Genomic DNA, 14,950 nt, shown 5'->3' on the forward strand with positions numbered 1-14,950 from the left:
CGGCCTACCTGCTAACCGATATCTGATTTTCAGAGGTATTGATCATGATCGTTTCTGAAGTTTTGCCCCCACAGGGCGGAATGCCATTGTCGCGAATCCTTTCGCTCCTGATGAACAGATGGCTTACAGTTCTATCAGCCATTATTGTGTGTATGGGGCTGGCGATAGTGGGCTATATGACCGCCCCGGCCAAGTACAGCTCCGAAGCGATCTTGGCCCTGAACGTTCGCAAATTGCAGGCGCTTCCAAATGAATCGGTCGTTTCACCGCTTCCGCAGGAAAGTCCGGTTTTGCGGACGGAACTCGACATTATCAGCTCGCGCTCCATGGCCGAGAAGGTACTCGCCGACCTGGACCGTCAAGGTTTTGACTCCAAGGGCAAAATCATTGTGCCCGGCCAAGGAAATCTTGTCGCGACAGATGAGGAAACGCCGTCCGATCGGTCAAGAATTGACGAGCTTCTGTCAAATCTTAATGTTCTCAACGACGGCAGATCATACACGATTTACATCAGTTACCGTGCGAATAATCCGGAATATTCCGCTGCTGTCGCGAATGCGTTCGGTGAAGCGTACCTCAATTATCAAATCGATTTGCAAACCTCGGCCACGCGCCGTGTTAGCGATTGGCTTGGCGGAAAGCTCTCTAGCCTGCGGGCAACGCTCGAACACTCTGAGCGCGCCGCCGCCGATTTTCGCGAGCAATCAGGACTAGTGAAGGCCAACGGCATGACGCTGCAGTCGCAGCAAATTGCTGCGCTGAATGCGGAACTCGCGACTCTGCGGGGAAAACTTGCAGGTGCTGAAGCCCGGCTCTCAACCGCAATCGAGGCGTCAAAGAATAACTCTGGCGTGGCTTTGTCGGAGATTCTCAATTCGCCGGCCATCTTGGCACTGCGGACGGAACAATCCCGGATCGAGAGGAATATTCAGCAAATCAAGGAGAGCGGGGCAACTCAAAGCGTCCAGCTTCCACAGCTTAACTCGCAGCTTGAATCGCTGAAGGGCCAGATCGGTGTGGAGGTTCAGCAAATTCTGGATAGTCTCCGCAACGAGATAAATGTCACGCATCTTCAGCAAGCGTCGGTTGAGGCAAATCTCAAAGAGCTACAAGACAGCATGTCGACGGCCAACAAAGCCACTGTCCAGGCCGATCAGCTGGATCGCGAAGCTTCAGCAAACCGCGCGATATATGAAAGCTACCTGACACGTTACAAGCAAACGATCGAGCAGGACGGTATCGCCACCGCCGAAGCGCGTATGATTTCGCGTGCTGTTCCGGCAAGATCGAAGGTAAGTCCGCGTCTTTCGTCATGGCTTGCCTTGGGTGGAATTGGCGGCATCTGTTTCGGCATGGCCGGCGCGTTTCTTATGGAATTGCGTGATAAATCCATCCGATCGAGCTTGGCTCTCGAAACAGCGGTGCGGCTGCCCATTATCGGCCGGATACCACAATTGTCAGTTCGGGAGCGGAAAGAAGCCGCGCGAATGGTTACCGACGGCAATTCGGGCTTTGGTCGTGCGATCGCCGACCTCCAGGCACAGCTATTATTGTCGGCATCGACGAAGGCTGCGCGGGCAATTGCCATTACTTCCGCTGGCGACCAGGAAGGCAAGACGCTGATCGTAGCAGGCCTTGCGAGATCACTATCAGCTACAGGGATACGGACTGTCGTCGTGGACGCCAATTTCCGGAATCCGATGGTGGCCCATGAGTTCGGCGATCAATTCGGTCCCTATCTGGAAGAAGTGATCCGCGGCCGGCATACACTTGAAGCGGCGGTGCAGCACGACGCGGAATCCGCAATCGACTTTGTGGCGACGCAGACCTGTCAGGTTCCGGCAGAATTCTTGCTAGGCCACGAGCAATTCGCGAAAATGATCGCAGAGCTTAAGCGACAGTACGACATCGTTCTTATTGATACGCCAGCTATCGCCAACAGCGCGGATGCCATACGTGCGGCGTCGCTTGCCGACACGACTGTATTGGTCGTGCGCCGTGACGTCGCCAGGATGGAGGACGTCGTGACCGCCGTTACGAAACTGCGCGCCGACGGCCGGAAAGTCAGCGGTATCGTTCTCAACAGCGACCACGAAAGCCGAGGCCCGGTCGCCTTGAGCGCTCCGCTTGCTCCCACCAAACTCGTCTCCGGGCGTGTAGTCAAGGAGCTTGCTGACTACGCAAAACCCCGCTCTTCCACTGCAAAGGCATGAGGTCGACAATGTTGATCAAACAAAAAAATAGCCGCCCGGGATTTGCTCACCGGATCAACAGGCTGATGACCGCTTGTGCGTTTTCTTCGATCCTCTTGTTGTCGCCAATGGCTTCGGCGGCGTGGGCGGACGAGCCATATAAAGTTGCATCGGGCGATGTCCTCCTGATCACCGTTTATGGCGATACTGGACTGTCAGGGACATTTCCCGTCAGCGTCGAAGGAACGATAGGATATCCCATTCTTGGCAATATTCCCGTTGCAGATCAGACCATTGCGGAAATCAGCAGCACCATCAGCCAGAAGCTGCTTCAACACATTCCGGGGCTTTCGGTCTCCGTGGCAATGAAGGAATATGCGCCAGTGTTTGTCATTGGCGATGTCCAGAAGCCCGGTAAATATGAATTTCGCCCAGGCATGATTGCGCTCGAACTGTTTGCACTGAGCGGTGGCTTGAAAGAGGCGTCGGACAAGATGGACACAGCAGGGACCCAGCTGGTCACTGCGCGCCAGGACTATTCGGACACGTCTCTGCAAGTGTTCGCCCAAGACGTGAGACGTGCGCGCCTCCAGGCGGAACTCGACGAAAAGCCGTTTGAATACGTTCTGGACAAGGAAACCATCACGGATGATTTGCCGGCCCGCCAACAGGTGGTCGACTCCGAGCGTCGGGTTTTCGATTTGCGTTTGGCAGCCTTGCACAGCGAAGAACAAGCTCTTCAGGACCAGAAACAGAATTATCGCGAAGAGATTGATACGCTAGAAAAAAGTACCAAGCTTCGTAACGAGGAAATTTCTCTTCTGGAACAGAATGTAGGATCCTCCGAGAAGCTTGTATCGCAGGGGCTCACGGCACAGTCGACATTGAGGGACAGCCAAAGGCAACTTTCCGCCATGCGCCGCGATGCCCTTGAATTCGGTTCATTTCTCGCACGTGCCCGGCAAAACGAAAACGCTATCGGGCAGCGTCTGCTAGCTCTGAACGAGCAGCGGGCAAACGACGCCGCCAATCAATTGCGTGACATTGAGCTGGATCTCATTCGCCTGAGAAAGCGACTGGCCTTCATCGTCCAGACGATGGCTGAGATTGGTGCGACTGCGCAGCGCGCTACAACGCGCGATCAGTCGGTTCGGCTCACCTTTTCCGTCGCGCGGATTGTAAATGGTGAGTATCAGGAATCGGAGTTGACTGAACACGATCCGATCAAGGCGGGCGATATTCTACGGGCCCAATTGGCAGTTCCGAAAGATGTGGCAGCAAACAGCATCAACCCGCCCGGTTAGGCCAATCCAGGAGCGATCCTTGTAAATGAAAAAGCAGCCAGGTTTTGACCTGGCTGCTTTTTATTCCTTGGCGTTAAGTCTAACGTGCGGCCGAAGCAATCGGCGCGATATTGGTTGATGTGAGCATCGACTGTTGCCAACGCATATAGAGATCGGTCAGTCCGGTCTCGAGGTCGATGCTCGGCTTCCAGCCCATATCCTGCAAACGTGTAGGATCGACCAGCTTTCGCGGTGTACCGTCCGGCTTCGATGTATCGAACACGATGGACCCTTCATAGCCAACAATCTTCGCAATCAAGATCGCGGCATCATGAATCGAGATTTCGTGTCCCGAGCCGATATTGATAAATTCAGGCCCAATATACTGCTTCATAACGAATACGCAGGCGTCGGCCAGATCATCGACATGCAGGAATTCGCGTTTCGGTGTCCCCGTACCCCACACGACGACTGTGGGGCTCCCCGAGATTTTGGCCTCATACATTTTGCGGATGAGGGCCGGAAGAACATGGGAATTCTGTGGGTCGAAATTGTCGTTGGGGCCATAGAGACTTGTCGGCATCGCGGTCAGGAAATTCTGTCCATATTGCCGCGCATAGGCTTCGGCAAGCTTGAGGCCAGCAATCTTTGCAATCGCGTAGGCTTCGTTGGTTGGCTCCAGCGCGCCGGTCAACAAGGAACTCTCCCGGATCGGCTGATCGGCATATTTGGGGAAAATACAGCTTGATCCCAGCCACAACAACTTCTGGACGCCAAGCCTGTGGGCGGCGTGCATGATATTCATGCCGATCATCGCGTTGTCGTAGAGAAAATCGGCCGGGTATGTCGAATTTGCAATGATTCCGCCAACTCTCGCCGCAGCGATGAAGATGGCATCAGGACGCGCGCTAGCCATCCATTCTTCGGTTTCGAGCTGTCGCGTCAGATCAAGATCATCATGGGTAACTTCAAGCAATTCACAGCCTTCGGACTGGAGGCGCCGTGTCAGCGCCGAGCCCACAAGGCCGGTGTGCCCTGCTACCCATACTCGTTTACCCCGGAGATCGAAGTGGTGATTTTCCGACTCAACCATGGAGATCATTCCGCCCTTCTTCGTGCACGATGTTTCGCTTTTCGAAGACAGCTCATCGAATGTGGGCCGTGACCATGGTCCATTGCACACTCTTGAAATGCAGTCGGAGGAAGCGAGTTATTGGGTTCCAGTATATATGGCGCACAGCGCGATACACTTCGGCAATAGGGATAAGATCGGCTCCCAACCTTAGGGAATACAAGGCATATCGGGCGGGATAGAGCCTCTAAAAGGGGTGGAAATCGACCGCAACCTCTCCGGAAGGAGTAGGCAGGATGATCGGTCGCGGAGGGCCGTAGTGCCTTTGTTGAACTTGTTCGCCAACTGCGAACTGCGACAATCAAGACCAAGAATCTGTGTCTGACAGACGGCCCGAGCTTGAGGCATCAACAAATGAAGATCGTATTTGCAAATCGCTATTTCTCACCTGATCAATCAGCGACCAGCCGCATGGTATCGGGGTTGGCGTTCGCATTGGCGCGTCGCGGTTTTGAAGTCGCGGCAATCGCTAGTCGCACACCGCACGATCAACCTGACGTGACACTGCCAGCGGAAGAAATGGTGTCAGGGGTTAAGGTAAGCCGTCTATGGGCTACACGGTTCGGACGGAGCAATGTTCTCGGACGGGCTATCGATTATCTCACTTTCCATGTCTCTGCATTCCTCTGGTGTTTGTGGAACCTCAAGAGCGGCGACGTTTGTGTCGTCTGCACCGATCCACCCTTGCTCTCCGTCACCACCTCCTTGCCCATTCGCTTGCGTCGCGCGCGAATGGTCAATTGGATCATGGACCTTTTCCCTGAAGTCGCCATGGAACTTGGCATGCTGTCGAATAAAAGCTTGTCGGGGACGGTCAGCCGATCAATGCGCAACTGGTCGATGCGCAAATCGGCCATGATCGTTTGTCCGACTGCCACGATGGCAGCCTATCTCACCGACCGCGGTTTCTCCGAGAAACAGGTTTTTGTCATGCACCACTGGTCCGATGGCGATGAGATCTATCCCGTAGAACCCGCATCCAACAGCCTGCGGGCGAGTTGGGGTTTGCAGGACAAGTTCGTTGTTGGCTATTCGGGCAACTTTGGTCGCGCCCACGACTTCTCGACGCTGTTGGAAGCGGCGGTGCTTTTGAGTGGGCATGACGATATTCAGTTTCTAATGATTGGTGGCGGCCAGCAGAGGGCCCACGTCGAAGAGGTCGTGCGGAATCGTAATTTGAAGAATGTAGTTTTCAAGCCACTTCAGCCGGCCGAACGTATCGCTGAAAGCTTGAGTGCAGCCGATGCTCATATCGTGTCACTCTTGCCTCGGCTCGAACATTGCATCGTACCGAGCAAGTTTTATGGGATCCTGGCGGCTGGCCGGCCAACTCTCTTCGTCGGCGACCCAAACGGCGAGGTAGCGCGCGTGGTGGCCGCTGAAGACTGCGGCGCGGCTGTGGAAATTGGCGAGGGAAGAAGACTCGCGGATGTCATCCTCGAGATGAGAAACTCCCCCGAACGTCGTTTAGAGAACGGTCAAAACGCAAGACGTGTCCTGGAGACCCTGTTTTCACGGGAGAGCGCCGTAGCTGCATGGTCGGACGTCATGCTCAGATTCGATAGGCCGACGGGGCTTCCATCAAAATCTTCTGTTTATGAGCCCGCAGAATGAGTGGTACTGTTGTCGTTAGCCAGCTGGGTGCTCGCATGCATTACGCCGTGCCCCGCATCTTTGCATCCGAAAATCAGCTCGCACATTTTTACACTGACATCTGCGCAACCAAAAGCTGGCCGCGCCTTGTCAATGGTCTTCCAAAAAACCTCCTTCCCTCTTCGGTTAAACGCCTCGTTGGACGCGTCCCAAAAGGTGTAGCACCGGAATTGATCTCGACCTTTCCTGGTTTCGGTCTCCGCTCGGCGGTCCGCAGGCTTCGCCTTGCGAACGTCGTCGAGGAAACGGAACACGCCGTGTGGGCCGGATCCGAATTTTCGCGTTTGGTGGTTTCAAGCGGCTTTCATGGCGCCGCGGGCCTTTACGCTTTTGCCGGCGATGCGCTGGAGCAAATGGTTGCGGCAAAACAGCAAGGCATGTGGACTGCAGTCGAACAGATGATTGCCCCGCGTGAAGTTGTTGAAGAGCTCGTTGGGAGCGAGCAGCAAAGTTTTCCTGATTGGGCCGGACCACATACTGACAATGCACATGCAAAGATTTTTGCAGAGCGTGAGAAAGCCGAGTGGGAGCTCGCGGACATCATCATATGTCCTTCGGAATTCGTCCGACGCAACGTCATTGCACGCGGCGGAAAAGCTGAACGATGTGTGGTCGTTCCGTATGGCATAGATCCGCAATACCCGCCTCAGGACATTATTCGAATTGGCGGGCCTTTGCGCGTGTTGACCGTGGGACAAGTCGGTCTTCGAAAGGGTTCTCCTTATGTCGCGGAGGCAGCGCGTTTACTCGGCCCATCCGCGATCTTTCGGATGGCTGGTCCGAGCAGCCTTCCTGAGCGTGTCGTGGCGCACCTTTCGAAGCATGTCGAACTCCGGGGAATCGTCCCGCGTGCAGAGATGGCTGCAGAATATGAATGGGCCGATGTCTTCCTTCTACCCTCCATTTGCGAAGGATCGGCAACTGCTGTTTATGAAGCGCTTGCCGCCGGACTCCCCGTCGTCTGCACGGAAAATGCGGGCAGCGTGGTACGAGATGGCATCGATGGCTTCATTGTTCCCATTCGCGACGGCACGGCGATAGCAAAAGCGATCACTACGTTGGCAGACAATGTCGGGATGCGCGCGGCAATGTCGGAAAGCGCTGTGGCGCGCGCCGCGGACTTCACTGTTGACCGTTACGGCAAACGTTTGCTTTCCGCACTATCTGGCCTTACCGAGCAGCGCGCGCCCGTGTGTGTCGCATGAAAATAGTCCATGTCATATCTTCGATCGATCCTGCCCAAGGAGGCCCGCAGAGTGGCTGTGTGCGATTGGCAGCTGCCCAGTCTGCACTGGGCCACGACGTTCACATCATTAGCTATGGTGGCACGGAAGTTGAAAAGCGAGCATTCAAATCTGCTCAAGACGTTCCATTCGTAGCGCTTGTTCATTGGCACTTGCTGGATGATCCGGACCGGATGGAACAGATATTGTGCGTCGAAGGTTCCCGCCAGTTGCGCCAGGTGTTGAAGGGCGCGTCGTTCGTCCACATTCATGGCGTGTGGGAGCCTATTCTCAGAAGTGCTGCAAATACGGCAAGATCGAGCCGCATCCCGTACTGCGTCCAGCCACACGGTATGCTTGATGCCTGGAGCATGAAGCAAAAACGATTGAAGAAGCGGATCGCTTTGCTTCTTGGGTATCGCAAGATGCTTGATCAGGCAAAATTTTTGGTGACGCTCAATACCGACGAATCCCGGCTGCTTGAGCCACTTCGCCTTAAAGCACCGACTCTCACGATCCCGAACGGCATATTCTTGGAAGAGTTCGCTGATCTCCCAGCGGCCGGCTTCTTTCACAGGCGGCTTTCTCTTGCCCGTGAAAAGCGTGTCATTCTCTTCCTGTCCAGACTCCATACCAAGAAGGGCTTGGACATTCTTGCGGATGCTTTCAAGCTGGTCGCCGGGTCTCACCCAGACGTCGATCTTGTTGTCGCTGGCCCGGATGGCGGAGCCCGGGAAGGTTTCGTATCCCAGATCGATCGACTGCATATCGCGGATCGGGTTCATTTGATCGGCCCCATCTATGGTGGAGACAAACTGCGCGCGTTGGTGGATGCCAGCTGCTTTTGTCTTCCGAGCCGCCAAGAAGGTTTCAGCGTCGCTATTACCGAGGCTCTGGCTTGCGGCCTGCCAGTAGTAGTTAGCGATGCGTGTCACTTTCCAGAAGTTGGAACGGCAAATGCTGGCTTGGTGGTTCCACTCGATCCGGCCGACGTTGCTTCAGCACTCGCAAGTGTCTTGGACAATCCGGAAATGGCATCGACCATGGGGCGGAATGGTCAACGGCTTGTTCGCGAGAATTACACATGGCCGCGCATCGCCGAATTGACGATCCAGGGATATGCTCCCAATCACAATCCAAAGACTCTATCTAGTACAAGTAGACTTGTGGCTGCTACGGATCACTGAGCTGCAGCATCCCGGTTGCGCCCTTTGACAGCTTTTGCCGGATTTCCAACGTAAATCGTCCATGGATCGAGCTTGCTGAAGGCAACTCCTCTGGCACCGAGCACCGCTCCCTCGCCAACGACGACCCCGGGTCCCACAAACGCTTCGGCTGCGATCCAGGCATTGGATCCAATTGAAATGGACCTGCTCTTCAACGGAAATCCTGGATCATTAACGTCGTGGCTGCCCGTGCACAGATGAGAACGCTGTGACACGATGGCGAAGTCCTCAAGCGTGATTTCCGCGACGTTATAGCAGATAACACCCGGTCCCATGGAGGCGTGCCGCCCCATGGCGAGGTTTCCGGGCCACCATATCTTCACACTGCTCCGCACGATTGCCGTCGAATGAATGCGCGCGCCGAACCGCCGGAGGAGCCAGCCTCTCCACGGATATAAAAACGATGGCGTCCAGGCTGCAAGCAATATCCAGCAGATCGTCCAGAATAGTCTCATCAGTCGGAAGCGAAATGCAAACGTGGCACCGCCCAAGCGCGGCAGGGGCTGCGCCGTGCTGTCGAATGTTGGATCGCTGTAGCGTGATCGCATAATATGACTTTCCTTATCGGGCCGTTGCCACGCCAAAGTTAGCAGGAAGCAACATTCCGCTCGAATAGTACGGATGGAGATCTGGCGAACGACTCCGGCACCACGCCAATGTTGGTAGCAAGAATATCAGCATATGAACCCAGACGGTCAGGACCCAGTCCGTCTGGTGTGATATGGCATGAATGGCGGGTACGATCGAAAATATGTAGACGAGTTGCGCCGACATCTCTCCGCTCTTCGCCGAGGCCCACAAGCGGCTCATCAGATAGGCGAGGAGAAGAAACTTCAGAGCGCCAAAATACCAGAAGGACTGAAACGCATCGGCCATACCCGTTTCAGTCGTACCTGTCAGCGGATCGTAATCGCGTGCCGCGACAGGCATTGTCATCATGAGTGACTCTTTGAACTTCGCTCCGACGAGCTGTGCTGGTACATAATTGAAGACCAGCCTGTTCCAGTGGAACTTGCCATAGTCGAAGTCCATCGTCTCTTCTGTGTGATGGAGGCGCCAAATGGCATTCCGCATTTCCGGACCACCATTTTTCAACAAATCATCGAAATTGGCGGCGACGTTGATTTGAGCGATGTCCTGCCACACGGGTGCCGAATTGGCCCTCGTAATCGTGCGATAATCACCCATGCTATTCAGCAGGACCGTACCGATAAGAACGCCCGCCAGCATGATGGTTCGCGGTATGACCCACCCCTTATAATACCAGAATGCCAGCGCAAAAATGATGATTAGCTCGACTGCTTCTGCGCGCTTTCCGGTAACGACAATCCGGTCGAAATAAAATATCAGATCGACGCCAATGATAAATGCAGCGGTCCACGAATAGCGGCGGGCAAAGCACAGAACGGCGATGGCCATGCCATAGCTCATGAATCGTGCGAAAAAGAGCCACGCGACCGGCGCGCCGCTGATCTGCACGCCAACCATCATCTCACCCGGCAACCGGCTGAGCTTGTAGTAAAAGTACGCGCCTGTGAGAGAAAGAAAAAAAGCCGCGATCAGCAGGCGTTTTTCATCGAAATCCCAGCGAAAAAAGGCAAAGGGCCGGGCGTTTGAAGACCATCCCAACCAGCACATTGAAAGACAAAGGATCGTGAAAGCGATCGTCTTCGCATACCCGCCTTCCGGAAGAAAACGATCATCCGCCAGTGCCGGAATCTGTGGCAGAATGAAAGCGAAAGTGATCACGCCCACCGGAAAAGGAAACTGATAGATGCGTTCGGGCTTCAGCATGCCCCACAGGAGTAGCATGAGCACCGTTCCCAGCATTAGCCATGTCAGAAGCCAGTTCATGTTCTCGCCTCCCGCGACGGGAATGGCGCCGGAATGCGGGTGGATTCCAGGCCGAGAAAATGGCGAATGGCGTACCAAACCGTCTTTGGATACTCTTTCACGATCTGAATTCCATCGGGACCAAATGCGACCTTCTCGAGTGGCTGGCGTGGTTCCACTGGAACCGACATCCAGCGGATATCTTCGGACGCAGCCTCAAAACTCGCTATGGCTCGGCGCGAGTGATACCAGCTCGTCACGAGAACGGCGCTGCGGACATTCATTTGCTTGAGGATCGGTGATGTGAAAAGCGCATTCTCCCAAGTCGTTCCCGATTGGCACTCGACGGCAATGGCGCTTCTGTCGACCCCTTGGTCGATCATTGCCTCCCGTATCCAGTAACAGTCGCCATCACCGCTGACCAAGACCCTTGGCGCGACACCCGTCTGCCACAAGCCTGCAGCTCTGGTGGCCCGTGAGGGACCATCTCCGCCAAGAACGACGATCACGTCTGCTTTGCCGATTGGATCGCGAATCGTCAGCAGCGGGTCGGCGAGGAAAAGCGCCAAGGGGGCGGCGGATATCGCCAGCACCGCGGCGAGACCAAGGCCGGCGAAGAACCACTTGCGCGATCGCTTGCGAGCGCGCCGTTGCCGAATGTTCAATCCAGGGTGGGTTTGGGCACGTGTCATACGGAAAGGCCGAGTTCTCGCCGCTGCAATTCTCTCATCTTGATAACGATCATGTATTCATATGACGCGATGAGCCGGCAGTAGTGATAGCCTTGCCAGCCGTCGAGGAAACCGCCGCGGAGAAAATACATATAGGCGAATCTGGCAGCCGGACGAAATGGCAGGCGGTACGAGAACTCCTTGAGTGCACGCCGTCTGGCCTCTGGCGTAGCACTGAAGAAAGAAGTCCACGGAATTTTCTTGCTGCGCAGAATCTGCAGGGACTCGCGCGCCTCGAAACCCGAATAGCGGTTATGCTTGTCGAACCAGGCGGTCATTCCCTTGTTGAAACTGTAGTGAACGAAATGCGACTGCAGACGCCCGGTCGGACCATCGCCAACGGGACGCGAATGGCATTCGCGCTCATACTGGATACGTTCCGGTCGGGCGAGGCGCGTAATCCACGTGGGATAAAGGCTGCTATGCTTGATCCAGCGACCCATGAACATGTTCTTGTAGCGAGCGCTGAACATTGCTTCGGGCCTGTCCGGATCCTCAGCGATCGCCAGCATTTCGTCGCGCAGGTCCTCGGGAGTGATCTCATCAGCGTCGGGCATATAGACCCATTTGTGCTTGAATTCGATTTCCTTCAGTCCATACATGCGCTGTTTTGTTTCGGTCTCATACTTGTGTTGATAGACGCGCGCGCCGGCGGCCTTGGCAATTTCGAGGGTTCTATCGGTACTATACGAATCCAGCACAACGATATCGTCGCACCATGTCAGCGATGCCAAACATGCCGGCAAGCTCTCTTCTTCATTCAAGGTCATGATCAGGACGGATATTGACAAGGGATTACTCCACACTTTTGGCTAGCTTAAACGGCATCTGAAAACATGCCGGCGTTATTGTTGGCACTAGGCGGCTGAGGCGTATGGGCCATGCCTATTTCGGCGCGAATCGGGGCAGGCGGCATCGGGTTCAACTGGGCGACGGCGGCAGAACGAGACTGTTCCACCCAATCTGTGCCCGTCTCGCTCGAGAGAAACACGAAGGCGGAATGCGCTGCGAGTGGTATCAGCAGGGCAACCGTCATCAGATAGTTCGAAGCTTCGATAATGATGCCGAAGCATCCGATCGCACCGCAGAGCGCCGATGCTGCAAGAATGATATTGGTCGTCGTCCGTGGCGAAATCGACCTGTCGAGCAAGAGATGATGGAGGTGCGAGCGATCAGCCGCCAATGGACTGCGGCCCGCATAAAGTCGCCGGACAATTAGGCTGAGCGTATCGATCACGGGAATTGCGACGATCCAAAGGAGTACGGAAAACGCAATGTGTGTATGGGTTGACAAGCGGATTATCAAATAGGCGATGGCAGCGCCCAGCGTCGTGCTGCCGGCATCTCCCAGAAATATCTTGGCACGCGCGATCCAGGGGCTGCGCATATTGAATGCAAGGAAACCGCTGACGGCAGCCAACAGAACGACGATCGGCAGCACCAATTCGCCCGCGCCTTTCCATCCCGCGACCACAGCGAGCCAGAAAAGAGCCACGGCCGCACTCCCGCCCGCCAAACCATCTATGCCATCGATCATGTTCCAGGAGTTGATCAGGCCAACTACGAACAAAATAGCCACGACCGTAAGGAGCAGGAAGGATATATCGAGAAGGGCAGGCGGAAGTGCGATACCGGTCACAATGGTCGATCCTGACAGAGGATTGACCAGTATAATTGCTGCAACAAATTGCGCGGCGAGGCGCTTCGTTGCCGAGAGTTCGCTACGATCGTCGATCACGCCCACAATAATCGTGATGAGGAGGCCGACCCAGAAGTTCAGGGCGAGTAGCGGCTCATTTCCCTGAACGAGCATGACCATTGCGAAGGCGGCGAATATCGCGATTCCACCGCAAAGCGGCACGACGCCATCATGCAATTTTCTCCTGTCAGGATAATCGACGAGAGAACAGGCGTGCGACACCTTCTTCAAAACAACGATCAGCAAGGCACTGACTGCCATAGCTGCTAGACAATTGGTGATCCAAACAAACAAGACACACCTCCAGCTGATTGTGCATCCCTCGTGCAAGATGTTTTCACCTCGTCACGGCCGTACGGAATGCTTTTCATGGAGAATACCGCTGCCATTCACGCGGCACCATTTAGGAGAAGTGAGAAGCAGTTCCTCCTGAAGGATGAGCCCCGCTGTGTCCCTTTGGACTAATAGAATCGCGCGTATAAAGGGCTATTCTGGGTAAATTGGGTACTGTCAGGCTGCCATCGTTACTCCGTGTCACGGTCGCGTCACGTTTGGTTACATAGCCTTGCTGATCCGCAAGTATTTGCAGCATAAAACAGAATTGAAGTAGCCTTTCAAAAATTCCTTTCGAAATAAGACAAGTACAAGGGGAATACTTCTTTCACCAGGTGGCGTAGGGTATGAACATGAGTGTAACAGTTGCGCGTATGGGAACTGACCTTATTCAGCAAGGATCCCCGGTTGACGGCGGATCGAAATTCCGTGGTGGCATATTTATTCATGCCGAGGCCGGAGTTGTTTTCCAGGGGTTGATGCAATCTCTCGAAAGAACCTTCCCGGATATTCAGGTCAGCCTCTCGAATAACGTTGGGGACACGGGCACACCCGATCCCAATGTAGGCCTTGTGCTGCTTCACGCCGACTTTGCTTCTGACGTGGTCGACTGCATTGCCCGTTGCAAAATGCGCTTCCCGAATGCATCGGTTACGCTGATGATCGATGAGAACAGCCCTTCCACCCAGGAACTCACCGGTCTTTTTGACAGCAAAACCATCCAGGGCCTTCTGCCCTTCAGCTTGAAACTTGATGTTTGGCTCGCGGTCGTCTGGCTATTGCTTAACGGGGGCGATTATTATCCCTCCACCATCATCCGTTCGATGGAAAAGTCACCCAGCGTGTCTGGTAAGGTACCGCAGCTCTATACTCAGCCAGATAGTGCTTCCAACAGGGCATGGCCCGTTAAAACGCTGACATTGCGGGAACACGAGATCCTGCAGCTTTTGTCGGAAGGCCTGCAGAACAAGATCATTGCAGATCGCCTCACTCTCTCGATCCACACGGTCAAGGTTCATGTGCATAATCTGATCCGCAAGTTGCGGGCGCACAACCGCACGCAAGCGACGGCGATCTATCGCAACAGCATGAACCATCATGGAATGAAACCGTTCGACACAACGGTTGTGCACTGACCCAACGGTCAGTCCAACTACCTCTAATGCAGGTCTTCTACCTCAAATTGGCGGCTTGTACGGTCTTATACCGGATGTAAGATCATAGCATGACGCTATTCCAGCCACATAGATTCGATGATCAATCGAACAGAACCAACGAATGCAAGAACGCCCTCCGGGCAGCATTTGAGGAACTGGTGGATGACGCGTTGACCGCCGGTTGGGACAGGTATGAGGTTTCCCTCGCTTTGTCCGAACTTGGCGAACAGCTGGTCCAGGCCACAGCTGAGAGCGCCGGTTCGGAAGCCGACATCGCGATCGCCAAAGCCATATTCGAAATCAAGCGCGCGTTCTAAAAGACCATTGGAAATGGATCAGCGGCCATCATGACTATTGCATGACAGTGCTTTCATTCTCTTATATTTCTCCACTTGAATTTCTCTTGTGTATAGCTTTTTGAATATTGCGATCTGTAGTATTTTAGTGACTCAATCGAATTTATTATTTACTAATCAGTTCTCTTCGGA

The 14,950-nt window shown here is 54.6% G+C and carries 13 protein-coding genes; 7 read left to right on the forward strand and 6 right to left on the reverse strand.

Translation table 11 applies throughout. The annotated features are described in order from the left end of the window. Positions 1 to 44: 44 nt before the first annotated feature. Together PHA01_RS00805 and PHA01_RS00810 are read left to right on the forward strand one after the other, a co-directional pair. Positions 45 to 2,213 (forward strand): GumC family protein, encoded by a 2,169-nt coding sequence (locus PHA01_RS00805; RefSeq protein ID WP_271892705.1) that lies wholly within the window; start codon positions 45 to 47, stop codon positions 2,211 to 2,213. Between the two features lie 8 nt (positions 2,214 to 2,221). Further along, positions 2,222 to 3,496 (forward strand): polysaccharide biosynthesis/export family protein, encoded by a 1,275-nt coding sequence (locus PHA01_RS00810; protein ID WP_271892708.1) that lies wholly within the window; start codon positions 2,222 to 2,224, stop codon positions 3,494 to 3,496. Between the two features lie 79 nt (positions 3,497 to 3,575). On the opposite strand, the gene PHA01_RS00815 is transcribed toward PHA01_RS00810, so the two are convergent. After that, positions 3,576 to 4,577, reverse strand: coding sequence for a GDP-L-fucose synthase family protein (locus tag PHA01_RS00815; RefSeq protein ID WP_271892710.1), 1,002 nt, complete (start codon positions 4,575 to 4,577; stop codon positions 3,576 to 3,578). A gap of 384 nt (positions 4,578 to 4,961) precedes the next feature. Between PHA01_RS00815 and PHA01_RS00820 the strand changes: the two genes are divergently transcribed. From PHA01_RS00820 to PHA01_RS00830, 3 genes are read left to right on the forward strand one after another with little or no spacing between them, the layout of a single operon-like run. Continuing rightward, entirely contained in the window at positions 4,962 to 6,221 is a 1,260-nt protein-coding gene (locus PHA01_RS00820; RefSeq protein WP_271892713.1) for a glycosyltransferase family 4 protein, read from the forward strand. Further along, positions 6,218 to 7,465, forward strand: a complete 1,248-nt coding sequence (locus PHA01_RS00825; RefSeq protein ID WP_271892715.1) for a glycosyltransferase family 4 protein — start codon at positions 6,218 to 6,220, stop codon at positions 7,463 to 7,465. Before PHA01_RS00820 ends, PHA01_RS00825 begins: the two co-directional genes overlap by 4 nt. Then, positions 7,462 to 8,670, forward strand: coding sequence for a glycosyltransferase (locus tag PHA01_RS00830; RefSeq protein WP_271892717.1), 1,209 nt, complete (start codon positions 7,462 to 7,464; stop codon positions 8,668 to 8,670). The genes PHA01_RS00825 and PHA01_RS00830 overlap by 4 nt, the downstream gene beginning before the upstream one ends. On the opposite strand, the gene PHA01_RS00835 is transcribed toward PHA01_RS00830, so the two are convergent. From PHA01_RS00835 to PHA01_RS00855, 5 genes are read right to left on the reverse strand one after another with little or no spacing between them, the layout of a single operon-like run. Beyond that, a complete protein-coding gene (locus PHA01_RS00835; RefSeq protein WP_271892719.1) occupies positions 8,664 to 9,257 on the reverse strand; it encodes an LbetaH domain-containing protein in 594 nt (197 codons plus the stop codon). The two genes, PHA01_RS00830 and PHA01_RS00835, sit on opposite strands and share 7 nt — an antisense overlap. Positions 9,258 to 9,270: 13 nt before the next feature. Further along, complete coding sequence (locus tag PHA01_RS00840; protein ID WP_271892721.1) at positions 9,271 to 10,563, reverse strand: hypothetical protein; 1,293 nt, start codon at positions 10,561 to 10,563, stop codon at positions 9,271 to 9,273. Further along, complete coding sequence (locus tag PHA01_RS00845; protein WP_271892723.1) at positions 10,560 to 11,234, reverse strand: YdcF family protein; 675 nt, start codon at positions 11,232 to 11,234, stop codon at positions 10,560 to 10,562. The genes PHA01_RS00840 and PHA01_RS00845 overlap by 4 nt, the downstream gene beginning before the upstream one ends. Next, positions 11,231 to 12,064, reverse strand: a complete 834-nt coding sequence (locus tag PHA01_RS00850; RefSeq protein ID WP_334311988.1) for a glycosyltransferase family 2 protein — start codon at positions 12,062 to 12,064, stop codon at positions 11,231 to 11,233. Before PHA01_RS00850 ends, PHA01_RS00845 begins: the two co-directional genes overlap by 4 nt. Before the next feature lie 26 nt (positions 12,065 to 12,090). Beyond that, on the reverse strand, positions 12,091 to 13,266 hold the full coding sequence (locus tag PHA01_RS00855) for an MraY family glycosyltransferase (protein ID WP_271892725.1): 1,176 nt from the start codon (positions 13,264 to 13,266) through the stop codon (positions 12,091 to 12,093). Between the two features lie 392 nt (positions 13,267 to 13,658). Between PHA01_RS00855 and PHA01_RS00860 the strand changes: the two genes are divergently transcribed. Together PHA01_RS00860 and PHA01_RS00865 are read left to right on the forward strand one after the other, a co-directional pair. Continuing rightward, the gene (locus PHA01_RS00860; RefSeq protein ID WP_271892727.1) at positions 13,659 to 14,441 is read left to right on the forward strand and encodes a helix-turn-helix domain-containing protein; all 783 of its coding nucleotides are present in this window, start codon (positions 13,659 to 13,661) and stop codon (positions 14,439 to 14,441) included. 89 nt (positions 14,442 to 14,530) lie between these two features. Further along, positions 14,531 to 14,779, forward strand: coding sequence for a hypothetical protein (locus PHA01_RS00865; RefSeq protein ID WP_112526170.1), 249 nt, complete (start codon positions 14,531 to 14,533; stop codon positions 14,777 to 14,779). Positions 14,780 to 14,950: the final 171 nt, after the last annotated feature.

The sequence above is a fragment of the Candidatus Phyllobacterium onerii genome (assembly GCF_028331445.1).
In the GTDB taxonomy this organism is placed as follows: Bacteria; Pseudomonadota; Alphaproteobacteria; order Rhizobiales; family Rhizobiaceae; genus Phyllobacterium; species Phyllobacterium onerii.

What these genes read in the sequence shown, in the direction of transcription:
- PHA01_RS00825 (WP_271892715.1), top strand. Translation starts at nt 6,218, where the DNA reads ATGAGTGGTACTGTTGTCGTTAGCCAGCTGGGTGCTCGCATGCATTAC.
- PHA01_RS00820 (WP_271892713.1), top strand. Translation starts at nt 4,962, where the DNA reads ATGAAGATCGTATTTGCAAATCGCTATTTCTCACCTGATCAATCAGCG.
- PHA01_RS00860 (WP_271892727.1), top strand. Translation starts at nt 13,659, where the DNA reads ATGAGTGTAACAGTTGCGCGTATGGGAACTGACCTTATTCAGCAAGGA.
- PHA01_RS00805 (WP_271892705.1), top strand. Translation starts at nt 45, where the DNA reads ATGATCGTTTCTGAAGTTTTGCCCCCACAGGGCGGAATGCCATTGTCG.
- PHA01_RS00840 (WP_271892721.1), bottom strand. Translation starts at nt 10,563, where the DNA reads ATGAACTGGCTTCTGACATGGCTAATGCTGGGAACGGTGCTCATGCTA.
- PHA01_RS00835 (WP_271892719.1), bottom strand. Translation starts at nt 9,257, where the DNA reads ATGCGATCACGCTACAGCGATCCAACATTCGACAGCACGGCGCAGCCC.
- PHA01_RS00830 (WP_271892717.1), top strand. Translation starts at nt 7,462, where the DNA reads ATGAAAATAGTCCATGTCATATCTTCGATCGATCCTGCCCAAGGAGGC.
- PHA01_RS00845 (WP_271892723.1), bottom strand. Translation starts at nt 11,234, where the DNA reads ATGACACGTGCCCAAACCCACCCTGGATTGAACATTCGGCAACGGCGC.
- PHA01_RS00810 (WP_271892708.1), top strand. Translation starts at nt 2,222, where the DNA reads ATGTTGATCAAACAAAAAAATAGCCGCCCGGGATTTGCTCACCGGATC.
- PHA01_RS00815 (WP_271892710.1), bottom strand. Translation starts at nt 4,577, where the DNA reads ATGATCTCCATGGTTGAGTCGGAAAATCACCACTTCGATCTCCGGGGT.
- PHA01_RS00865 (WP_112526170.1), top strand. Translation starts at nt 14,531, where the DNA reads ATGACGCTATTCCAGCCACATAGATTCGATGATCAATCGAACAGAACC.